At 58.0% G+C, this 20,953-nt stretch carries 19 protein-coding genes and 1 pseudogene; 9 read left to right on the top strand and 11 right to left on the bottom strand.

Annotated features, from left to right (window positions below; translation table 11 throughout):
• The first annotated feature begins 13 nt into the window (after window positions 1–13).
• Entirely contained in the window at window positions 14–1,261 is a 1,248-nt protein-coding gene (gene codA, locus PFAS1_RS02490; protein ID WP_076028074.1) for a cytosine deaminase, read from the top strand.
• 113 nt (window positions 1,262–1,374) lie between these two features.
• Here the strand turns inward: codA and PFAS1_RS02495 are convergent.
• Window positions 1,375–2,367: pseudogene (locus PFAS1_RS02495) on the bottom strand (diaminopimelate epimerase).
• Between the two features lie 267 nt (window positions 2,368–2,634).
• Here PFAS1_RS02495 and PFAS1_RS02500 point away from each other — a divergent pair.
• Window positions 2,635–3,786 carry an MFS transporter gene (locus PFAS1_RS02500; protein ID WP_076028075.1) on the top strand — a complete coding sequence of 384 codons (1,152 nt, stop codon included), beginning with the start codon at window positions 2,635–2,637 and terminating at the stop codon, window positions 3,784–3,786.
• 225 nt (window positions 3,787–4,011) lie between these two features.
• Here PFAS1_RS02500 and PFAS1_RS02505 read toward each other — a convergent pair whose 3' ends face one another.
• The 5 genes from PFAS1_RS02505 to PFAS1_RS02525 all read right to left on the bottom strand — a co-directional run bounded on the left by PFAS1_RS02505 (window position 4,012) and on the right by PFAS1_RS02525 (window position 8,919).
• Entirely contained in the window at window positions 4,012–6,435 is a 2,424-nt protein-coding gene (locus tag PFAS1_RS02505) for a TonB-dependent siderophore receptor (protein WP_076028076.1), read from the bottom strand.
• 97 nt (window positions 6,436–6,532) lie between these two features.
• On the bottom strand, window positions 6,533–7,516 hold the full coding sequence (locus PFAS1_RS02510) for a FecR family protein (protein WP_076028077.1): 984 nt from the start codon (window positions 7,514–7,516) through the stop codon (window positions 6,533–6,535).
• 40 nt (window positions 7,517–7,556) lie between these two features.
• The gene (locus PFAS1_RS02515; protein ID WP_076028078.1) at window positions 7,557–8,057 is read right to left on the bottom strand and encodes a sigma-70 family RNA polymerase sigma factor; all 501 of its coding nucleotides are present in this window, start codon (window positions 8,055–8,057) and stop codon (window positions 7,557–7,559) included.
• 176 nt (window positions 8,058–8,233) lie between these two features.
• Window positions 8,234–8,500: a hypothetical protein gene (locus PFAS1_RS02520; protein WP_074878600.1), complete on the bottom strand. Its 267-nt coding sequence runs from the start codon at window positions 8,498–8,500 to the stop codon at window positions 8,234–8,236.
• Window positions 8,446–8,919, bottom strand: coding sequence for a DUF6124 family protein (locus PFAS1_RS02525; protein WP_335720575.1), 474 nt, complete (start codon window positions 8,917–8,919; stop codon window positions 8,446–8,448). The genes PFAS1_RS02520 and PFAS1_RS02525 overlap by 55 nt, the downstream gene beginning before the upstream one ends.
• Window positions 8,920–9,380: 461 nt before the next feature.
• Between PFAS1_RS02525 and PFAS1_RS02530 the strand changes: the two genes are divergently transcribed.
• Together PFAS1_RS02530 and PFAS1_RS02535 are read left to right on the top strand one after the other, a co-directional pair.
• Entirely contained in the window at window positions 9,381–9,977 is a 597-nt protein-coding gene (locus PFAS1_RS02530; RefSeq protein ID WP_076028079.1) for a helix-turn-helix transcriptional regulator, read from the top strand.
• The gene (locus tag PFAS1_RS02535; protein WP_076028080.1) at window positions 9,970–10,848 is read left to right on the top strand and encodes a queuosine precursor transporter; all 879 of its coding nucleotides are present in this window, start codon (window positions 9,970–9,972) and stop codon (window positions 10,846–10,848) included. The genes PFAS1_RS02530 and PFAS1_RS02535 overlap by 8 nt, the downstream gene beginning before the upstream one ends.
• Before the next feature lie 57 nt (window positions 10,849–10,905).
• On the opposite strand, the gene queC is transcribed toward PFAS1_RS02535, so the two are convergent.
• Window positions 10,906–11,595, bottom strand: coding sequence for a 7-cyano-7-deazaguanine synthase QueC (queC, locus tag PFAS1_RS02540; protein ID WP_076028081.1), 690 nt, complete (start codon window positions 11,593–11,595; stop codon window positions 10,906–10,908).
• Window positions 11,596–11,856: 261 nt separating this feature from the next.
• On the opposite strand from queC, the gene PFAS1_RS02545 reads away from it, so the two are divergent.
• Together PFAS1_RS02545 and PFAS1_RS02550 are read left to right on the top strand one after the other, a co-directional pair.
• Window positions 11,857–12,978 (top strand): HlyD family secretion protein, encoded by a 1,122-nt coding sequence (locus PFAS1_RS02545; protein ID WP_076028082.1) that lies wholly within the window; start codon window positions 11,857–11,859, stop codon window positions 12,976–12,978.
• Complete coding sequence (locus PFAS1_RS02550; RefSeq protein ID WP_076028083.1) at window positions 12,975–14,567, top strand: DHA2 family efflux MFS transporter permease subunit; 1,593 nt, start codon at window positions 12,975–12,977, stop codon at window positions 14,565–14,567. Before PFAS1_RS02545 ends, PFAS1_RS02550 begins: the two co-directional genes overlap by 4 nt.
• 10 nt (window positions 14,568–14,577) lie before the next feature.
• Here the strand turns inward: PFAS1_RS02550 and PFAS1_RS02555 are convergent, their stop codons facing one another.
• Complete coding sequence (locus PFAS1_RS02555; RefSeq protein ID WP_076028084.1) at window positions 14,578–15,018, bottom strand: carboxymuconolactone decarboxylase family protein; 441 nt, start codon at window positions 15,016–15,018, stop codon at window positions 14,578–14,580.
• A 206-nt stretch (window positions 15,019–15,224) separates the two neighbouring features.
• Here PFAS1_RS02555 and PFAS1_RS29395 point away from each other — a divergent pair, with 206 nt between their 5' ends.
• Window positions 15,225–15,650, top strand: a complete 426-nt coding sequence (locus PFAS1_RS29395) for a hypothetical protein (protein WP_156886693.1) — start codon at window positions 15,225–15,227, stop codon at window positions 15,648–15,650.
• Here PFAS1_RS29395 and PFAS1_RS02565 read toward each other — a convergent pair.
• The 3 genes from PFAS1_RS02565 to PFAS1_RS02575 form a co-directional block, all read right to left on the bottom strand.
• Complete coding sequence (locus PFAS1_RS02565; RefSeq protein WP_076028086.1) at window positions 15,598–17,040, bottom strand: mechanosensitive ion channel family protein; 1,443 nt, start codon at window positions 17,038–17,040, stop codon at window positions 15,598–15,600. The two genes, PFAS1_RS29395 and PFAS1_RS02565, sit on opposite strands and share 53 nt — an antisense overlap.
• A gap of 209 nt (window positions 17,041–17,249) precedes the next feature.
• Entirely contained in the window at window positions 17,250–17,876 is a 627-nt protein-coding gene (gene ycaC, locus PFAS1_RS02570; protein WP_076028087.1) for an isochorismate family cysteine hydrolase YcaC, read from the bottom strand.
• 128 nt (window positions 17,877–18,004) lie between these two features.
• Complete coding sequence (locus tag PFAS1_RS02575; protein ID WP_076028088.1) at window positions 18,005–18,871, bottom strand: pirin family protein; 867 nt, start codon at window positions 18,869–18,871, stop codon at window positions 18,005–18,007.
• Between the two features lie 104 nt (window positions 18,872–18,975).
• On the opposite strand from PFAS1_RS02575, the gene PFAS1_RS02580 reads away from it, so the two are divergent.
• Together PFAS1_RS02580 and dkgB are read left to right on the top strand one after the other, a co-directional pair.
• Window positions 18,976–19,884 carry a LysR substrate-binding domain-containing protein gene (locus tag PFAS1_RS02580; protein ID WP_076028089.1) on the top strand — a complete coding sequence of 303 codons (909 nt, stop codon included), beginning with the start codon at window positions 18,976–18,978 and terminating at the stop codon, window positions 19,882–19,884.
• 262 nt (window positions 19,885–20,146) lie between these two features.
• Window positions 20,147–20,950: a 2,5-didehydrogluconate reductase DkgB gene (gene dkgB, locus PFAS1_RS02585; protein ID WP_076028090.1), complete on the top strand. Its 804-nt coding sequence runs from the start codon at window positions 20,147–20,149 to the stop codon at window positions 20,948–20,950.
• The last annotated feature ends 3 nt before the right edge of the window (window positions 20,951–20,953 follow it).

Here is a 20,953-nt window from a genome sequence, read left to right on the forward strand (position 1 = left end):
AAGGATTCACCTGATGCACATCATCAACGCCCGCCTGCGCAACCAAGATGGCCTGCATGAGTTGCACCTGGAAAACGGCCTGATCAGCAACATCGCCCGACAGACCGAAGCCCCGACCCTGGGGCCCGATGATCTGGACGCCGGCGGCAACCTGGTGGTGCCACCCTTCGTCGAGCCACACATCCACCTCGACGCCACGCTCACCGCCGGCGAACCGCGCTGGAACATGAGCGGCACGCTGTTCGAAGGCATCGAGTGCTGGGGCGAGCGCAAGGTGACCATCACCGAAGAGGACACCAAAACCCGCGCGAAGAAAACCATCCAGACCCTCGCTGCCCACGGCATCCAGCACGTGCGCACCCACGTCGACGTCACCGACCCGCAGCTCACCGCGCTCAAGGCGATGCTCGAAGTGCGCGAGGAAAGCCGTCACCTGATCGACATGCAGATCGTTGCGTTCCCGCAGGAAGGCATCGAGTCATACCGCAACGGTCGGGACCTGATGGAAGAAGCGATCCGCATGGGCGCCGATGTGGTCGGCGGCATTCCACATTTCGAGTACACCCGCGATCAAGGCGTGAGCTCAGTGAAATTCCTGATGGACCTGGCTGAGCGCACCGGTTGCCTGGTGGACGTGCATTGCGATGAAACCGACGACCCACACTCGCGCTTTCTTGAGGTGCTGGCTGAAGAAGCCCGCAGCCGCGACATGGGCTCGCGGGTCACCGCCAGCCACACCACGGCCATGGGCTCTTACGACAACGCTTACTGCGCCAAACTGTTTCGCCTGCTCGGGCATTCAGGGATCAGTTTTGTCTCCTGCCCCACCGAAAGCATTCACCTGCAAGGGCGCTTCGACAACTTCCCGAAACGCCGTGGCGTGACCCGAGTGAATGAGTTGCTGGAAGCGGGCATGAACGTGTGTTTCGGCCAGGATTCGATCGTCGATCCGTGGTATCCGCTGGGCAACGGCAATATCTTGCGGGTGCTCGAAGCCGGCCTGCACATCTGCCACATGCTCGGTTACCGCAACCTGCAAAGCGCGCTGGACCTGGTCACCGACAACAGTGCCAAAGCCATGAACCTGGGTGAGCGTTATGGACTGGAACGCGGGCGGCCAGCGAATTTGCTGATTCTATCGGCGGACAGCGATTACGAAGTGATCCGCAGCCAGGGCCTGCCGCTGTATTCGGTGCGCGATGGCAAGGTGTTGATGAAGCGGCAGATGCCGGTGGTCGAGTTCTTCGGCGATCAGGGCTGAGATTTGCGTTGGCTGGGCTTGCCTCATCGCGAGCAGGCTCGCTCCCACATTTGATCTGTGTCGTTCACAAATCCCCTGTGGGAGCGAGCCTGCTCGCGAAGGCAATCTTGAATTCAATCCATCAACCGCGCCGTGCCGAACAACCTGACCCGACTCAACTCACCCTGCTCTTCCTCCAGAAGAATCGGCGCCGTACCGCCAGGCATGACCACCTTCACCTCCCCGGCACTGACCCACCCCACCCGCCACGCCGCGCAAGCCACCGCACTGGCGCTGGTACCCGACGACGCTGTCGGCCCCTCTCCGCGCTCGAATACCCGCGCGACGACTCATCCTTCAGATTCAAGCATCGCCCATTGCAGGTTGACGCCAGCAGCACACGGCTCCCCTGCCCCGGCCGGCATGGCGTAAGCGATACGCGTCAGCTCTTCGGACAACTCCGGTTCGCGCATTTGCTCATTGCTCGGTAATGCATCGGCGCTCTCTAAAAGCGTCACGCAATGCGGATTGCCGATACGCACGAACTGGCTGCGCGACCAGGAGAAATCAAGCGCCGACAACGCCTGCACATGGCTGACATCGCGATCGTTCAACAGCACGTCATCAACCCCTTTTGCCCCCACCGCGTCAGGCCCGAACGAGGGTTTGCCCAAATCCAGCCAGAACCCTTTCACACCCTCGACCTCGGCCGGTTTCACCGAAGTACCCACTGGCGAAACCGCATCAGCCTTGTCGTGATGAACCCTGAGCAAACAAACCTCATCCCCCGGCAGCCGCCCTTGCTCACTCAGGGCCTGAGAGAAAATCGTCAGCCCGTTGCCACTGCGCTCGGCCAGGGTGCCGTCGGTGTTGACGATCAGCAGGTCAAACGGTGGCAAGTCTTGAAACGGCCCGATCAGCAAGCCATCGCAACGATGATCCTTGCTACCCGGCGGTTGTGTACCGGGTGCCCAGCCACAAAAAGCCTCGATAGCCGAAACCGCCCATGCCGCGCGGGTTTGCGCAGCGCGACTGGCCTGCGCGGGTAAATCCATACCTGCCCGGCGCACGGCGTCGGGCGCCACAACCGCATAGATATTGCCTCGAGCATCGTAGAACGGCGTCATGGTTCGGTCCTGAAGTCAGCCAGAAAGTGCCTGAAAAATGCATCAACGCTATTTCAACCGTCAATCTTTCCCTTCATCGAATAAAGCCTGAGGGGGATGGTCCATATCGCCTCCAACCGGACATTGACGGCACTTGCGCTCGCGGCAGAGGGTCACGCTGTGCAACGATGGCGCCCTGCCTGACTGCCAATCCCGCGGACTGGATATCGAACCCTTACAGGTCGATCACTGTCCCTTGGGTACGCGACGCTTTTGCCAAGGATTGATATGACCAACCTCAACACCCAAACCGCATTTGTTCCCGGACGCCTGGAGCAGATGTCCACGCGCATCGCCTTTTTCATCGCCGGTTTCGGCATCGCTGCGTGGGCACCGCTGGTGCCTTATGCCAAGGCTCGGGCCGGGCTGGATGAAGGGACGCTCGGTTTGCTGCTGTTGTGCCTGGGGGTGGGGTCGATTCTGGCGATGCCGTTGGCGGGGCTTTTGGCCACGCGTTTCGGTTGTCGACGGGTGGTGAGCGCCGGGGTATTGCTGATCTGCGCGGCCCTGCCGCTGCTGGCGACGGTGACGTCGATTCCAGCGTTGATTGCTGCGTTGTTCATGTTCGGCGCGGGCCTTGGCACGGTGGATTCGACGGTGAACCTGCAAGCGGTGATCGTCGAGCGGGCCAGCGGCAAGACCATGATGTCGGGCTTCCATGGGCTGTTCAGCCTCGGCGGGATTGTCGGTGCGGCGGGCGTCAGCGCCCTGCTCGGCTTCGGGGTTTCACCGCTGGGAGCAACGCTGGTAGTGATCGTGATGCTGCTGATCGCCTTGGCCAAGGCCGCGCCGCACCTCTTGCCTTACGGCAGCGAAAGTTCGGGGCCGGCGTTTGCCGTTCCCCATGGCATCGTGCTGTTCATCGGCGGGATGTGTTTCATCGTGTTCCTCGCCGAAGGCGCGGCGCTCGACTGGAGCGCAGTGTTCCTGGCGCAGGAACGCGGGATCGACACCGCTTATGCGGGACTGGGTTACGCGGCGTTTGCGCTGACCATGACCGTCGGACGGTTGACCGGTGATTCGATCGTGCGTCGCCTCGGCGCCACGCGGGTGATTGTGTTCGGTGGGTTGACGGCCGCAGCGGGTCTGTTTGTAGCGACCTTCGCCCCGAGCTGGGAAGCGGCGCTGGTGGGTTATGCAATGTTGGGGGCGGGTTGTTCGAACATTGTGCCGGTGCTGTACACCGCCGTGGGCAAACAGACGGTGATGCCCCAAAGCGTCGCCGTACCGGCCATTACCACACTGGGTTATGCGGGGATTCTTGCGGGGCCTGCGTTGATCGGGTTTATCGCCCATGGCAGCAGTTTGAGTTTTGCCTTCGGGTTGATGGCGGTGTTGCTGGTGGCGGTGGCTATTGGCGGAAAGGTGTTGAAAGTCTAAAAGCATCGCGAGCAGGCTCACTCCCACAGGGATCTTCTGTGAACACAAAATTTGTGTACGGCATGGATCAAATGTGGGAGCGGGCTTGCTCGCGAAAGCGGTGTGTCAGGCGACGTCTTTATCAACTGGACGGCCGCCTTCGCGAGCAAGCCCGCTCCCACAGGGGATCTTCAATGAACACAAAACTTGTGTTCGGCATGGATCAAGTGTGGGCAGCCGGGTCTATCAGAACCCGACGCTAGCCTGCACAAAGAACGTGCGCGGAGCGCCAACGTACATCCCCGAGTTGTTGTCGCTGGAACGGGTGAAGTACTGCTTGTCGAAAATGTTCTTCACCCCGGCACCGACTTTCAGGTTCGAAAGCGTCGCGCCGAAGTCATAACCGCCGCGTACGTTCCAGGTGACGTAACCCGGAATGTCGCCGTACTGGCCGTCCGCAGTGCCTTCGGTGATGTAGTTGCCGCTGAAACTGCCATCAGCGTTCACCGCCACGCCCGGCGAACGCTGCTTGGACTGGGCAAAGGCATCGAGGTTGTAGGTCCAGCGGTTGATGTCGTAACGCAGGCCGGCCGTCGCCACCTGACGCGAGTAGAACGGCAGGTCACGGCCCTTGAAGCCCGGGATCTCGCCTTCATAAACGGCGCGCGTGTAGGTGAAGCCGGCATTGGCGGTCAGTCCATCGAGCCGTGGGTCCAGCGCCGTCATGTCGTAGTGCACCGAGGCTTCAAGCCCCTGGTGCGTGGTCGCGCCGAGGTTGGTCCAGCCCGCATCGTTGCTGATGTATTGCAGCTCTTTATCGAAGTCGATGTAGAACAGCGTCACTTCCCCGCCCCACACATCATTGTTGTAGCGCGTGCCGACCTCGTAGGTCTTGGCCTTTTCCGGTTCCAGGCCATTGGCGGGTTCGTCACCCGAGCCACCCTGGCCGAGCTGGAAATACTGCAGGCTGCCGAACGAGGTTTCGTAGTTGGCAAACAGCTTCCACTCTTCCGACACGTGATACATCACGCTCAGGGCCGGCAGCGGCTCGTTGCTTTCGATGCTGCGGTTCTTTTCCGGCACAGGTCTGCCGGCGGTGTCGAGCACCGGGCGGTCGTGCCAGTCGGTGCTGATGTGTTCAAAGCGGATGCCGGGGGTGATGGTCCAGTTGCCGACGTCGATTTTGTTATCGACGTACACCGAGTTGGCTTCAGTGCCGCCGGTGCGGTCCTGATACACATGGCCGTCCGAGCTCCTGGTCGCGACCGGCTCGTTGTTGACCAGCGCCAGGCGGCTCGCCTCTTCGTGCATGCCTTCCTTGAGGTAGCGATAACCGACACTGACTTCCTGGGTGGTCGGGCCGACATCGAACACACGGGACACCCGCGGTTCAATCCCGAAGGTGTAGTAAGTACGCGGGAACGAGCCGAGGGTTTTCTGATCGCGAGCGGCGATGTTGCTGCCACGGAAGCTGTCGGAATAGTAAGTCAGCACTTCGGCCTGGGTGCGGTCGTCGATCTGCCGTACCCACTTGAACGAGACGTCCTTGCGGCGGCCGCTGAAGTTGTCGTTGTTGCGGTCGGACTGGTACGGATCGGCGTCGTACTGCGCCTGGGTCAGGCCGCCGGGCATGTCGGCGCTGGCGTCGTAGTAGTGAAAGTTGAGGCTGAAATCGTCGACATCGGTGGGTGCCCAGTGGGTCTTGAGGATCACGTCGTCGATGTCGTTGCCGTTGTTGCGTTCACGGTAACCGTTGCCGTTCACGCCCGAGTACAGCAGCGCCATGCCGATGCCGTTGTCCGCGGTGCCGCCGAGAAACGCCGTGTCGATGTGCTTCCAGCCACCGTGCTGGGAAGTTTCCAGGGTCGAGCCGATTTCACCAGTGGCTTTCTCCGGAATCGCGCGAGTGACGAAGTTGATCACGCCACCGACGTTCTGCGGCCCGTAACGCACGGACCCGGCGCCACGAACCACGTCGATGCTGTCGAGGTTGCCGGAGGAAATTGGCGCCATGGACAACTGCGGCTGGCCGTACGGGGCGAACGCTGCCGGCACGCCGTCAATCAACACGGTGGAACGTGGCGACAGGCGTGAAGTCAGGCCACGCACGCCGACGTTCAGGGAGATGTCGCTGCCGCCGGTGCCGTTGGCGTCCTGCACTTGCACACCGGGCACGCGCTTCAGCACGTCGCCGACGTTCATCGCGCCCTGCTCGACCATCGCCTCGCGGCGAATCACCGTACGCGCGCCGGGGTGGTTCTGCACCACAGCGGCATCGGCGTCACCGAGCCAGTTGCCGACCACCTTGATGTCGGTCACGCCCAGCTCCAAAGGGCCGTTGCCAGCGGAGGTCGGCGCCGGCATCAAGGTGACCGAACCTTCATCGATCTGGTATTGCAGACCGCTGCCGTGCAGCAGTTGACGCAGCGCGTCTTCTGGCGAAAGGTTGCCGTCCACCGCCGGGGCCTGTTTGCCGGCGACCAGCTCAGGGCTGAAGAACACCTGCAGCGAAGTTTGCTGACCCAGTTCACTCAGGGCCTGACCCAGAGGTTGCGCCGGGATGCGGATCGCGTCGGCGGCAAAAGCCTGGGGCAGTGCCGCAGTGACAGCCAGGGCGAGAGCGAGGCGTAACCAAGGTGATTTATTGTTTTTAGCGGTGGATTTTTTCACGTCGAACGTAGTCCTGTGGATCGCAAGAGTGTGCGCCTGTTAATGCAAACCAGTTGCAGTTGGACAGGAAGACGATCAACTCAAAAAAAACCTGAATTTATTTTGAAATTATTTCCTGACTGCCGTCATCGAGGGTACGCACGGCCACCGGCAGAATGCTCGGCAAGGCCTTGAGCAGTGCGTCGGTGTTGTCGGATTTGAACACGCTGGTCAGACGCAGATTGCCCACTTTGTCGTTGCCGACGGTGAGCGGCTTCTCTCGATAGCGCGAAACTTCCTCGGCGACGTCGCTGAGCCTGGCGTTGCTGAACACCAGTTTGCCGCTGCGCCAGGCGGTCAGCTCGGCAGGATTGACCGCGTAGGCAGCGGCCACTTTGCCTTGGGCATCGATGTGCGTGCCAAGACCGGCCGTGAGGCTGATGAAATCGCTGTCCGCCGCAGCGTGCCCCTGAACCTTGACGGTGCCCTGCTCCACCACGACCCGGGTTTGGTCAGTGTCGCGGCGCACATCAAAACGGGTGCCGGTGACCGTGACCTTGCCGCTGCCCGCCTCGACCACGAAGGGCCGGCGAGTGTCGTGCTCGACGCTGAACATCGCTTCGCCCTGCGTCAGCTCGATGCGGCGGCGGTCGTTTTCATAGCGCACCTCAACGCGGCTGCGGCTGTTCAAGTCGATCACCGAACCGTCCGGCAACGCCACATGACGTCGCTCGCCGAGGGCCGTGGAAAATTCGGCGGTGTAGATCGCCGGGTGATTCAAACCGCTGAACAACCCCAGGCCGAGCGCGACGGCCAACACGCTGGCCGCCACCGCATAACGCACCAGCGGACGACGCTTGCTGCGCACCGGCGGGGTTTCACACAAGGCTTGCAGACGCGCCGCCGGCAGCAAATCCGCTGCCGACCACAAGCCCTGGAGCAACTGGAATTCATCGCGATGCTGAGGGTGTTCGTCCAGCCAGGCTTCGAAATGCCGAGACTCTTCGACACTGATCGCAGGTTCCTGCAAACGCACAAACCACCGCGCCGCATCGTCGCGAACCGCTGTTTGCCCGCACGCACAATCACGAGTATCCATCATGGAAGTTCCTGTTTGGCTGGGGATGAAAAGGCACCGCCGATCATGGCTGCAATCCGTCAAGGCGGTCGCGCAGATGCCGCAGCGTGCGGATCATATACTTTTCCACCATGTTCTTGGACAGCCCCAGGCGTTCGGCGATTTCGGCCTGGGTCAGGCCTTCGATCTTCTGCCAGACAAACACTTTGCGGCAGTTGACCGGCAACTCGGTGAGCGCCCGTTCGATGGAGTCAGCCAACTGGATCGCCTGCATGAAATGCTCCGGGTCGCCGGACGACGACACACTGTGATCGATCGCCTCCGACTCCATGGCGCTCCGCCGATCCTCCCGCCGATAACCATCCACGGCGATGTTGCGCGCGGTCTGGTGCAAATACGCCCGAGGTTGTGCGACCGCCGCCGAATCGGACTCAAGCACCCTCACGAAGGTGTCGTGGGCCAGGTCCTCGGCCTGCTGACGATTTCTCAGGCGACGGGTCCAGGTCCCGACCAACTCTTCGTAATGCTCGAAAAAGCCGTGTCTGCGGGGCAGCTTGGGGGTCATTGCGATGTGCTGTGAAGACGGGGCGTGAATAGTAATGCTTCCTATTAACCGGAAGCAACGGGATTAACCCGCCGCAGGAACCGGCCGTCGGAGCCGCTCAGTCAAGGAACGGCACCGACCGTAGCAGCTGGCAAAGCCTGCTGCTACGGATCGGATTACGGCTTAATTGATCGGCACTACCTGTTCTCCTGCACGGAAACCTGCCCCTGCAACCGTCGTCCAACGACATCCAGCAAATCACAGCCATCGCGCAATGAAGTCACCAACACCCGCGCCAGCTCACTGTGGACACCCTCGCCAAACGCAAAGCTCTCCAGCAGTTGCGTTGCGGTACGAATGCGGTAGGCCGCCGTTTCATGCAACACATCCAGGGGTGCTTCAGTGTCGATCAGCAATGATGGGACGTTGCAGTCGACGCCGGTAACGGGCATGTATCGATCCATGACAAAAAACCTCCATTGGGAAAAGGCACACGATTATTCAGCACTGGCAGTTGCACGACCTTCAGACGATCCCCGGGGCGGCTCCAGGTTGTCCAGCGCTCGATTGACCAGCAATTCCCCAGCGCGGACAGTTGCTGAATACCCACAATGACATGGCGACGAGGGCCTTCCAGCTCACGGGCAAGATCGGTGGCCATGACACTGAGGGAGGCAAGGGTTTCAGAGGCGTGACAGAGCAGAGCTTCCGTGTCGACATCCGGAACGACGGCGAAGAAATAGCTGGCAGATGCAGGACGTGTGTGAGTGCGCAGGGGCACGCTGACGAGTTGTTCGGCGACTTTGGCGGGACGGGATGAATCGATGGTGTCGTTGGGAGAAACGTTTGGTGATTCTGCGGATTTGGTGGCGAATTTTTTCATAACAGAGCTCCTTGCAAAGTTAAAAATGCAAGTCCCACACTGCCAGCCGGGACAAGGCTGCTTACTGTACGCATGTTATTTGAGAGGTAAATACATTAATAATAAATTTAACCTTGTTAATCAAACAATTGAACATCTGTGCAAAAGAATGTTTATAAGTGGTTAATATTCATACATCCCTATTGAAGTCGATGACCGCAAAAAAAAATAGACGGTTCTGCCGTTTAAAACCGTGCCACACACAAAATCATTATTACTTCCTGATTTCTGTAAGAAAATTCCTTGATTTCCCCGCGCACCCCGTCATGAAACATTATTTAACGTTTGCCCACGTGCTTGCGACATTATTTTGCACATAATTCAGGCACTCAGGATGAAGGGCTCTCTGAAACAACACCACCATCGTTACTCAGCTGTACCTGGGAGGTTTTCTCTAGCAATATACAAACGGTGATTTTTCAATGCACAGAAAAGAAAAAACAGAAAACTTGAAAAATAATATTAAGTATTTGATAAAAAGCCGCGGAGAAACACAACTATCACTGTGCAACTCCATAGGCTTAACCAGAACCACGATATATAACATATTGGAGGGCAAGGTTGTAAACGTTCAACAGACCACAATTCGCAAGATCTCTGATTTTTTCGGAGTATCCTACAAAGAAATAGAAAGCATTGATTTTGAGAAGAAAGAGATAATAGAAAGTAGTATTTCCCTTCACGGAAACATGAACCCAGCAGCAGTCCCCATAATAAAAGAAAGCTTGCTTATTCAGAACCTGGACAAAAGAATCGGTGAGCTAGCGACACTTCACCCTTTGACGTACTATTTCGGCGCAGCGTGTAATTTAATCGGAGTTCTTCTTGAGAGCGAAATCAGTGGAGCCAATGAACCTGGAGATCTGCTGATAATAAACAAAGGACTTTTGAATGGCGATAGAGAAAAATTAATATATAACAAGACCACAAGAAAATTATTTATAGCCAATGATTGCGCTCTTGCCTCTGATGTTTTCTGTGTAGTAGGGGAAATCGTTGAGGAAAGGTTTAATGATTAACAAGGATGAGATCGAGAACAGCAAATACAAATTATTAGGATTTGAAAACGATAAAAACCTAGCAATAATTATGATTCTCTCTACTGGAAAAGTTATCAAAATAACGCTAAGCGCACTGTTAAAAAGCGAGATACTGGACAATTTAAACAAAGGAGAAATTAAAAATGTGTATCGGAAATACTATTCTCGTGGGACAGCACTGACCGCATACGAAATAAATGATCGTCACGAAGGAGCGTGGATTATTTTTGTTGCTCTGAATCTGATACTTTTTACACTGTACATCTTTACAAACTTTGCGACGGCAAAACTGTTTTACCTAGAACAATTCGACGTTATTGTCACGCCTGGCGTATTCCTGTATCCACTAACATTTCTAATAGTCGACTTATTGAACGAGTTTTATGGATTCAGGCTGGCAAGAAAAGCTATTTTGTTTGCCTTCTTAAGCAATGCGTTTGTTTTTGTTCTGTTAAATGCCACTAGCTATCTTCCAGGACTACCTAGCTGGAAGTTTGATAGTTCCTATGGTGAGCTCATCAGCCATGTTTCATCCGTATCAGTGGCGTCTTCCATTTCTTTTCTTTTTTCCGAGCACGTAAATTCTTATTTGCTATGCAAAATAAAAAAACTTACAAACTCTAGGCTTCTTTTTCTACGAGTATTTTTCAGCACATTCTTCGCAGTGATAATCGACAGTTTCATTTTTTGCTTTATTGCGTTTTATGGAACCATGCAAAACAGCGAAATACTACATCTGGTCTATGTACAGATTGCTATAAAAATGTGTTTTGCTGTTTTTAATATTCTGCCAGCCTACGGGGCAAGATCATTATTTAAAAAATACGCATCTGAAGCTAAAACCGCATAAGGTTTAGGGGAGTATTAATTAGCTGCTAATCACTACTCCCCTCCTGCACATTACCTCCTATAGCTCTAATTTAGTTTTTAGGCTTTGAACATGCTCAGTTCTACTCTCCAAAAACTCACTCAACCCTTTCGCACGAAGAGCACACGCATCACAGTCGCCGCACCCACTCCCCATTATTCCGTTATAGCAAGTCAATGTATGGCAACGAACCAGATCCAACTTCTCATGATAATCAGCCAAAGCCCAGGTCTCAGCTTTATTCAGCCACATAAGCGGCGTCTCAACTCGCAATTTATAATCCATTCCCAACTCAATAGCTTTATTCATAGCCTTCACAAACTCATCTCGACAATCCGGATAGCCAGAGAAATCCGTTTCACAAACACCCGCGATGACAGCTTCGGCACCCACTTGATAGGCGTAAATAGAAGCCAACGTTAAAAACAGAATATTCCTGCCCGGCACGAACGTATCAGGCACGCCCTCCCCTGTACTCCTTGCAATGGGAATGTGATCGCGCGTCAAGCTGCTGATAGCCAGTTCGTTTAGCAATGAAGTGTCCAATACTTTGTGCACCTTCACGCCAAGCTGCTTTGAAAGCTGTTGCGCCACTTCGATTTCTGCACGATGGCGCTGGCCATAATCAAACGTAATGCAATGAATTTCATCGTACAGCGGCAATGCGTGGATCAAGCAGGTGGTTGAATCTTGTCCGCCGCTGAAAACGATAACGGCCTTTCTGGTCATGGTGCGTTCTTCCTTGGGAGGCTCGGCACATTGCCGGGGCCATTGACCCTACCGGGAAGCTCAAATGCTGGATGTGGGAAGTTTCCGAAATGACCGTCTCCGATTTCCGTTTGTGTCATTTCCATGCTGGATTCTCGAGCGTCCACAGCTCGCCCTCCTCCGCTAGCAACTGACGACCGGCACCAAAAATCAATTGCCACAAAATATTACCTACGTCATATTACATACATAATAAAGCCCCACATCCCACAGGTAATCGCTATGACCAGCATGCCCACCCTTGAACCCGACCTTGCTGTCCCGGTGAGCACACCCAAGCCTCCCCTGCTCAAACGGTTGATCTTGCTGGCTGCGGTTATCGCTGCCCTGGTGTTCGCCGGGCTGTATGCGACTCATTGGTGGACCGTTGGCCGTTTCATCGAAGAAACCGACGATGCTTACATCGGCGGTGACGTGACGGTGATCGGGCCGAAGGTAGCGGGTTACATCGAAGAGGTGCTGGTCACCGACAACCAGAAGGTCAAGGCCGGCGATGTGCTGATTCGTCTCGACTCCCGCGACTACCGCGCCAACCTGGCCAAGGCCGAAGGTGCGGTGGCCGCCGAAGAAGCGCTGCTCGCCAATCTCGATGCCACCGAACAATTGCAACACGCGGTGATCGGCCAGGCCCGCGCCGGAATTGATGCCGCCGGCGCCGAAACCACCCGCTCCCGGGATGACGATGCTCGCTATAAAAAACTGATCGGCAGCAACGCTGTCTCGGTGGAAAGCGCCCAACGCGCCAACGCCACGTTCAAGACCGCCCAAGCCCTCAGCGCCCGGGCCCAGGCTGAGTTGCTCGCCGCACAACGTCAGTTGAATGTGATTGCAACCCAGAAACAACAAGCTCGCGCGGCGCTGATGCAGGCCCGTGCCGAACGCGATCTGGCGCAGTTGAATGTGGGCTACACCGAACTGAAGGCCCCGGTGGACGGCGTGATCGGCAATCGCCGAGCGCGGGTCGGCGCGTATGCCCAGGCGGGTTCGCAACTGCTGTCGGTGGTACCGGCCAGCGGGCTGTGGGTCGATGCCAATTTCAAGGAAGATCAGCTATCGCGAATGACACCGGGGCAACGGGTGATCATTCATGCCGACGTGCTCTCGGGGCAGGAATTCCACGGTCATCTGGACAGCCTTGCGCCGGCCAGTGGTTCGCAGTTCAGCGTGCTGCCGCCAGAAAACGCCACCGGCAACTTCACCAAAATCGTCCAGCGGGTGCCGGTGCGCATCGCGCTTGATCCGGCCGATGGCGTGCTCGGCCATCTGCGTCCGGGCCTGTCGGTCACCGCTGAAGTGGACACTCGCAAGGAAGCCGAAACGCCAGCCGTGGCCAGTGCGCCATGAGCCGCACTCTCGCCGCCCCCGCGCAACCGTTCAATGCCGCCGACATGGCAACGGCGACCAAGGTTTTCGCCTTCGCCACGATGTGCATCGGCATGTTCATTGCGCTGCTGGACATCCAGATCGTCTCGGCCTCGCTGCGCGACATCGGCGGCGGGCTCTCGGCGGGAACCGACGAAACGGCGTGGGTGCAAACCAGTTACCTGATTGCTGAAATCATCGTGATCCCGCTGTCCGGCTGGCTGTCCCGAGTGTTCTCGACACGCTGGCTGTTCTGCGCTTCTGCGGTGGGTTTCACCCTGGCCAGCCTGCTCTGCGGCGCGGCCTGGAACATTCAGAGCATGATCGCCTTCCGCGCCCTGCAAGGGTTTCTCGGCGGTTCGATGATCCCGCTGGTGTTCACCACCGCGTTCTTTTTCTTCACCGGCAAGCAACGGGTGATCGCGGCTGCGACCATTGGCGCGGTGGCGTCGTTGGCACCGACCCTGGGGCCGGTCATCGGTGGCTGGATTACCGATGTTTCCTCCTGGCACTGGCTGTTCTACATCAATTTGGTGCCGGGGATTTTCGTCGCGGTGGCGGTGCCGATGCTGGTGAAGATCGATCAGCCGGAATTGTCGCTGCTTAAAGGGGCTGACTACTTGAGCATGGTGTTCATGGCGCTGTTTCTCGGCTGCCTGGAATACACCCTCGAAGAAGGCCCGCGCTGGAACTGGTTCAGCGACAGCACGATTCTGACCACGGCATGGATCAGCGCACTGGCCGGCCTGGCGTTCATTGGTCGAACCTTGCACGTCGCCAACCCGATCGTCGATTTGCGCGCCCTGAAAGACCGTAACTTTGCCCTTGGCTGTTTCTTTTCGTTCGTCACCGGGATCGGCCTGTTCGCCACCATTTACCTGACGCCGCTGTTTCTTGGCCGGGTGCGTGGCTATGGCGCGCTGGACATTGGTCTGGCGGTTTTCTCCACCGGGGTGTTCCAGATCATGGCGATTCCGCTGTACGCCTTTCTGGCCAATCGCATCGATCTGCGCTGGGTCATGATGATCGGCTTGGGGTTGTTCGCGTTGTCGATGTGGGATTTCAGCCCGATCACCCATGACTGGGGGGCCAAGGAATTGATGCTGCCGCAAGCGTTGCGCGGGATTGCCCAACAATTGGCGGTGCCGCCAGCGGTGACGTTGACCTTGGGTGGTCTGGCACCGGCGCGGCTCAAACATGCTTCGGGGTTATTCAACCTGATGCGAAACCTGGGGGGTGCCATCGGCATCGCCGCGTGCGCGACCATTCTCAATGACCGCACCAACCTGCACTTCACCCGGTTGGCGGAAAACCTCAACAGCACCAACGAAGCACTGAACCAGTGGCTGTCCCAGGTCGGCAACAACTTCGCCGCCCTCGGCCAAAGCGGTGACGAGGGCGTCACCGCCAGCCTGCATCAACTGTGGCTGCTGACCTATCGCGAAGCGCAGACACAAACCTATGGCGATGCGTTCCTGATGATCATGGTCTGTTTCATCATCGCCACGGCGATGGTGCCCTTGATGCGCAAGGTGCAACCACCGGCCGCGCCGAGTGCGGATGCGCATTGAGCCTCGGGAGTCACTCCTGAGGCATTTTACGGAAACCTACCGCCAGACGGTTCCAGCTGTTGATGGTGCTAATCGCCACGGTCAGGTCGACCATTTCCTTGGGCGTGAACTGCACGGAGAGCAGTTCGTAGTCCTCATCCGGTGCGTGGGTCTGGCTCAGCAGCGTCAACGATTCGGTCCAGGCCAGCGCCGCACGTTCGCGGGGTGTGAAGAACGGCGTTTCACGCCAGACCGACACCGCGTATAGCCGACGTTCGGTTTCGCCACCCTTGCGGGCATCGGCGGTGTGCATGTCGACACAGAAGGCGCAGCCATTGATCTGGGAGGCGCGCAGCTTGACCAGTTCAATCAGGGATTTTTCCAGAGGCAGCTTCGAAACAGCGGTTTCCAGCGCGATCATGGCTTTGAGTGCATCTGGGGACGCGGTGTAGAAATCGATACGCGGTTGCATGGTGGGCTCCAGTCAAAGAAGTGTGGAGCTACGTTAATCCCGCACTGAGATGCAGCAAATAGCCAATTCTTGGGAAGATGAGGATGCCAATGGGCTGGCTTGAAAATAATCTAGATGGGTAATTGCCATCACCCCGCCGACACCCATAGAATGCGACTCATTCCTGATAACGCGGCCGGGACGCCGAAATCGAGTACCTCCTGCTCATGTCGTCCTCATCCGAAATGCCTTTGTCACCTGCTGTTTCGCCGATTTCCGAATCGCGTTGGCACCTGGAATCCATGTTGTGGCAAATGCCGGAACAGGCGCGCGAAGCCTTTTTGCTCGCCCAGATGCATGGCCATGGCCGCGCCCGGATCGTAGTGCGGCAGTCGGCGCGCAAAAAACCGCTGACCCGTCGACAAACCCTGGCTTACCTGGCCTTGCTGTTGATCGCCGGCCCCGTTGGTATGATTTGGCAACATGCCCCGTTCGAGTACTGGAACCGTGATGACCGTACCTTGGTCGGCGCACAGCTTGTTCGCCAGGCGCCGGCTGATGGCGCACTCGATTGCATCCGCGCCCATGACCTACAAGCCCTTACGCTCGATTGCGCAGCCACTGCAAAAACCCCTTCTTCTGCACAACCCTAGGCGCTTCCTGGGTCAACGTCTGCGCCTTGTTCAAGCGGAAATCCAGTAACGCCTTCATCGCTTCGCTGATGTCGTGTCGTGCATCCAGACACGGTGTGAGGTATTCCTTTTCGATCCGGTACAAGCTGCAGAACGTCTTGGCGCTGAAGTCCGCCGGTAGCGCCGTATCGGATAAGATCCCGCCTTCGCCGATCACCTGACCCGGGCCCATGCGCCCGGACTCGAACTTGACCCCGCCACGGCTCAGCTCCACCGACACCACGCCGGATTCGATGATGAACAAATGATCGCTGACCTCCCCCGCCGGCAGGATCATTTCGCCAGCGCGGAAGGTTTGCAGTGTCATGTTCTGGCTGAAGGTTTCTTTCTCTTCCTGACGCAGGGTCGAGAAAATGTTCGACGCGTCCAGCAATGCCCGTGGCCGCGACAGGTTGGCAGGAGCAATGGGTTCGACGCTCGACAACAGGCTGACACCGCTGGCCTGCAAGTGCCGGAATGCCAGGTCGAACAGCAGGTTTCGGACCATGCGTTTCTGGTCCATGGAGACCACGAAACCACTGATTTCGTATTCCACGCCAGTGGCGCTGGAGCCTTTTAGCGCGACACATGGCGCCGGTTTGTTCAACAGATAGCGACACCCCTCCATCGCCCTTTCCAGTGCTTCGATGACGGTTTGCGGACGTGCGTGCGGGCTCAGTTGCAGGCTGATGGACACACCAAAAATGTCACTGGGCCGGCTGAAATTGATGATCTTGGCCTTGGCCGCCAGGGAGTTGGGGATTACCGCCATGCTGCCTTGCGAGGTTTGCAGGCGCGTCGCGCGCCAGTCGATATCGGTGACCCGACCTTCGGTGCCGTCGATCGAGATCCAGTCATCCAGTTGATAGGGTTTTGTGGTGTTCAGGACGATGCCGGAGAACACGTCGCTGAGGGTACTTTGCAAGGCCAGGCCGACAATGATCGCCAACGCGCCGGAGGTCGCCAGCACGCCCTTGACCGGCAGGTCGAGGACATACGCCAGAGCCGCGATGATCGCGATCAGGAAAATCACCGCGCCGAGCAAATCCTGGAGCAAGCGCCCCGTGTGCCCGACCCGTTGCATCATCCCCGCGCCGATCAGTACCGTCAGGGTGCGCGCACCAAACAACCACCAGCCGATCTGCAATCCGGTCGCCGCCAGGTGCAGCGGGACGTTGTCGGCCCAGGGCGCCGGCTCCATGGGGTTCAGGCCTTCGTTGAACAGCAGGACACTGAACAACGAAAAAATCACCAGCCGCACCAACAGTTTCCAGTTGCTGCCATTGGCACTGAGCAGGCGCCACAGCCCCAGATCGATAAGGACCAAAGCCATCGCACAGATCAATGGGTGATCGGTAAGCAGTGACAGCATCAAGCAACTCCAGCAAGGACCAGTGGCGCGAAGATCGCACAGATTGGGCACAGTGTAGGAGTGTTTGATGCCTTCAGAACAATGCAAAACAATGTGGGAGCGGGCTTGCTCGCGAAGGCTGACTAACATTCAACAACTATGTTGACTGTTACACCGCTTTCGCGAGCAAGCCCGCTCCCACATTTGATTGGTATATGGCCCCAATCGGGTTATTTGCTGTTGGTCAGGGTGTTGTAGCTGGTCATCAGGTTGCGATAGTCCGGGATGTGGTTGGAGAACAAGGTGCCCAAGCCTTCCACGTCGTTGCGCCAGTCGCGATGCAGTTCACAGGCCAGGCCGAACCAGGTCATCAACTGCGCGCCGGAGGCCGACATGCGATCCCAGGCCGATTGACGGGTCAGTTCGTTGAACGTGCCGGAAGCGTCAGTCACCACGAACACCTCGAAGCCTTCAGCCAGTGCCGAGAGCGCCGGGAACGCCACGCACACTTCGGTCACTACGCCAGCGATGATCAGTTGTTTCTTGCCGGTGGCCTTGATCGCCTTGACGAAGTCTTCGTTGTCCCAGGCATTGATCTGGCCAGGACGGGCGATGTATGGCGCGTCCGGGAACAGCGCTTTGAGCTCAGGCACCAGCGGACCGTTGGGACCGGTTTCGAAACTGGTGGTGAGAATGGTCGGCAACTTGAAGTACTTGGCCAGGTCAGCCAGGGCCAACACGTTGTTCTTGAAACGGTCCGGCTCGATGTCGCGCACCAGAGAAAGCAGACCCGCCTGGTGATCGACCAACAGAACGGCGGCGTTATCCTTGTCGAGACGTTTGTAAGAAGTAGTCATGGGAGTAATCCTCGCTTTTTATCGATGCCGAACGGGTCGGCGTGAGAGAAACCTGATAGTTCGTTAAAACGCGGCCAAGCAAGGGTAGTCGCCCTTGTCCGGCACGCCACAGCATTACAACGTTGAGTTCAACCGCTCATCCGACCGAACCGACCGGACTGGAAGTCGGTGAAGGCCTGGTGAATTTCTTGCTCGGTGTTCATCACGAACGGACCGTGACCGACGATTGGCTCGTCAATCGGCTCGCCACTGAGCAGCAACACGACGGCATCGTTATTGGCTTCGAGGCTGAGCTGCTGGCCAGTGCGTTCGAACAACGCCAACTGCCCTTCGCGCACCAGTTCCACACCGTTGACCTGAACCGTCCCACGCAATACGACCAGTGCCGTGTTACGGCCTTCGTGCAGGTCCAGGGTCAGCAATTTGCCGCCGTTGAGGCGCAGGTCCCAGACGTCAATCGGGGTAAACGTGCGCGCCGGGCCGGTGTGGCCGTCGAACTCACCGGCGATCAAGCGCAGGCTGCCGGCCTGGTCCTTGAGCGCGATGCTCGGGATGTCGCCGTCGAGAATCGTCTGGTAACCGGCGTCGGCCATTTTGTCCTTGGCCGGCAGGTTGACCCACAGCTGCACCATTTCCAGGGTGCCGCCGCTCTTGGCGAAACCTTCGGAATGGAACTCTTCGTGGAGAATCCCGGAGGCTGCGGTCATCCATTGCACGTCGCCTGGGCCGATCTTGCCGCCACTGCCGGTGGAGTCGCGGTGTTCCAGCTCGCCCTTGTAAACGATAGTCACGGTTTCGAAACCGCGGTGTGGATGCTGGCCAACGCCACGACGCTCGGTGGTCGGGGTGAATTCAGCGGGACCGGCGTGATCGAGCAGCAAAAACGGGCTGATGTGTTTGCCCAGGTTGTCGTAGGAAAACAGCGTACGAACCGGAAAACCGTCGCCGACCCAATGGGTCCGTGGGCTGGTGTAGATACCGATGATGTTTTTCATTCCGCCTCCGAATCTGGTGAGTGACGCGATGGACAAAGCTTAAAACCGACGCCTTTGATGCACTAGACTGCAAAAATCAGCCTTAGCGTTCTATATGGAGAACGATGGTGGAAGACCTCAACACCCTCTACTACTTCACCCAAGTGGTGGAACATCACGGTTTCGCCCCGGCCGGCCGGGCGCTGGACATGCCCAAGTCGAAGCTGAGCCGGCGCATAGCCGAGCTCGAAGAGCGCCTCGGCGTACGCCTGCTGCACCGCACCAGCCGGCATTGTTCACTGACGGAAATCGGCCAGGCCTATTACCAGCGTTGCCTGGCGATGCGCGTCGAAGCGGAAAGCGCTGCCGAACTGATCGAACGCAACCGCTCCGAACCCCAAGGCCTGGTGCGCCTCAGTTGCCCGACCGCGCTGCTCAATTCCTGGGTCGGGCCGATGCTGACCCGCTACATGCTCAAGTACCCGCTGGTGGAATTGTTCATCGAGAGCACCAACCGCCGGGTCGACTTGATCCACGAAGGTTTCGACATCGCCCTGCGGGTGCGCTTTCCGCCGCTGGAAAATACCGACATGGTGATGAAGGTGCTGGGCAACAGCACCCAATGCCTGGTGGGCAGTCCGGCTTTCGTGCCGCGCCTGTCATCACCGGCCTCCCCGGCTGACCTCAGCGGGTTGCCGAGCCTGCACTGGGGCGCGGCGCAGCGTGAATATCAGTGGGAATTGTTTGCAGCGGACGGCGCCAGCGCGGTGATCCGGCATGCGCCACGAATGGTCACCGATGACCTGTTGGCGCTGCGTCACGCGGTCCTGGCCGGGATCGGCATCGCTCACCTGCCCAGCGTGGTGGTGCGTGATGACATTGCCGCGGGCCGATTGGTGGAACTGGTGCCGGGCTGGGCCCCCAAGTGCGGGATCGTCCACGCGATTTTCCCGTCACGCCGCGGGCTGCTGCCGTCGGTGCGCGCATTGATCGACTTTCTGGGTGAGGAATTCAGCCACAGTGATATTGCCTAGGAGCCCGTAAACGGGGGTAAGGGCCTTGAACCGAGTCGCGGCCTTCGCGAGCAAGCCCGCTCCCACAGGGGATTTGTGGTGTACGCAAATCAAATGTGGGAGCGGGCTTGCTCGCGAAGGCGCCAGACCAAACACCATCAATTCTCCGGCTGCCCCGATTCATGACTTGCGGTAAACATTGCTTTGCCCCACCAGCGGTTTTTCCCCTGGCTGCGGGCGCGGATACTCCTGCCCATTCCCACTGCAACCCCTGGAGTCATTGATGTCTATTCCCGCATTCGGCCTTGGTACGTTTCGCTTGCAAGGCCAGGTGGTCATCGATTCGGTGAGCACTGGCCTGGAGCTGGGCTATCGGGTCATCGATACCGCACAAATCTACGAGAACGAAGCCGAGGTCGGCGAAGCCATTGCCGCCAGCGGCATCGCCCGTGACGAGTTGTTCATCACCAGCAAGATCTGGGTGGCTAACTTCGCCGGGGATCGCCTGATCGACAGCCTCAAGGAAAGCCTGCAAAAGCTGCAAACCGACTACCTGGACCTGACCCTCATCCATTGGCCGTCCCCGGAAAACCAGGTGCCAGTCGATGAGTTCATGGGCGCCCTGCTCGAAGCCAAACAACTGGGCCTGACCCGGCAGATCGGCGTGTCCAACTTCACTGTCGACCTGATGAAACAGGCGATCGCCGCGGTCGGTGCCGAACACATCGCGACCAACCAGATCGAACTGCACCCGTACCTGCAAAACCGCAAGGTCGTCGAATTCGCGCAGAGCCAAGGCATCCCGATCACCTCGTACATGACCCTCGCTTACGGCGAAGTGCTGAAAGACCCGGTGATCCAGCAAATCGCCGATCGCCTGCAGGCGACGCCGGCACACGTCACGTTGGCCTGGGCCATGCAACTGGGTTACGCGGTGATTCCCTCGTCGACCAAACGCGCCAACCTGCAAAGTAACCTGCACGCCCGCACACTGACCTTGAGCGACGCCGACATGGCGCTGATCGCGGGTCTGGATCGCGGCCATCGACTGACCAGCCCCAAAGGCCTCGCGCCCCGGTGGGATTAAGCG

The sequence above is a fragment of the Pseudomonas frederiksbergensis genome (assembly GCF_001952935.1).
In the GTDB taxonomy this organism is placed as follows: Bacteria; Pseudomonadota; Gammaproteobacteria; order Pseudomonadales; family Pseudomonadaceae; genus Aquipseudomonas; species Aquipseudomonas frederiksbergensis.

Coding starts and splice junctions, on each gene's coding strand:
- PFAS1_RS02520 (WP_074878600.1), bottom strand. CDS start 8,500: ATGGATCGATACATGCCCGTTACCGGCGTCGACTGCAACGTCCCATCA.
- codA (WP_076028074.1), top strand. CDS start 14: ATGCACATCATCAACGCCCGCCTGCGCAACCAAGATGGCCTGCATGAG.
- ycaC (WP_076028087.1), bottom strand. CDS start 17,876: ATGACTACTTCTTACAAACGTCTCGACAAGGATAACGCCGCCGTTCTG.
- queC (WP_076028081.1), bottom strand. CDS start 11,595: ATGACCAGAAAGGCCGTTATCGTTTTCAGCGGCGGACAAGATTCAACC.
- PFAS1_RS02555 (WP_076028084.1), bottom strand. CDS start 15,018: ATGCAACCGCGTATCGATTTCTACACCGCGTCCCCAGATGCACTCAAA.
- PFAS1_RS02550 (WP_076028083.1), top strand. CDS start 12,975: ATGAGCCGCACTCTCGCCGCCCCCGCGCAACCGTTCAATGCCGCCGAC.
- dkgB (WP_076028090.1), top strand. CDS start 20,147: ATGTCTATTCCCGCATTCGGCCTTGGTACGTTTCGCTTGCAAGGCCAG.
- PFAS1_RS02510 (WP_076028077.1), bottom strand. CDS start 7,516: ATGATGGATACTCGTGATTGTGCGTGCGGGCAAACAGCGGTTCGCGAC.
- PFAS1_RS02575 (WP_076028088.1), bottom strand. CDS start 18,871: ATGAAAAACATCATCGGTATCTACACCAGCCCACGGACCCATTGGGTC.
- PFAS1_RS02580 (WP_076028089.1), top strand. CDS start 18,976: ATGGTGGAAGACCTCAACACCCTCTACTACTTCACCCAAGTGGTGGAA.
- PFAS1_RS02515 (WP_076028078.1), bottom strand. CDS start 8,057: ATGACCCCCAAGCTGCCCCGCAGACACGGCTTTTTCGAGCATTACGAA.
- PFAS1_RS02565 (WP_076028086.1), bottom strand. CDS start 17,040: ATGCTGTCACTGCTTACCGATCACCCATTGATCTGTGCGATGGCTTTG.
- PFAS1_RS02530 (WP_076028079.1), top strand. CDS start 9,381: ATGCACAGAAAAGAAAAAACAGAAAACTTGAAAAATAATATTAAGTAT.
- PFAS1_RS02525 (WP_335720575.1), bottom strand. CDS start 8,919: ATGAAAAAATTCGCCACCAAATCCGCAGAATCACCAAACGTTTCTCCC.
- PFAS1_RS29395 (WP_156886693.1), top strand. CDS start 15,225: ATGTCGTCCTCATCCGAAATGCCTTTGTCACCTGCTGTTTCGCCGATT.
- PFAS1_RS02535 (WP_076028080.1), top strand. CDS start 9,970: ATGATTAACAAGGATGAGATCGAGAACAGCAAATACAAATTATTAGGA.
- PFAS1_RS02545 (WP_076028082.1), top strand. CDS start 11,857: ATGACCAGCATGCCCACCCTTGAACCCGACCTTGCTGTCCCGGTGAGC.
- PFAS1_RS02500 (WP_076028075.1), top strand. CDS start 2,635: ATGACCAACCTCAACACCCAAACCGCATTTGTTCCCGGACGCCTGGAG.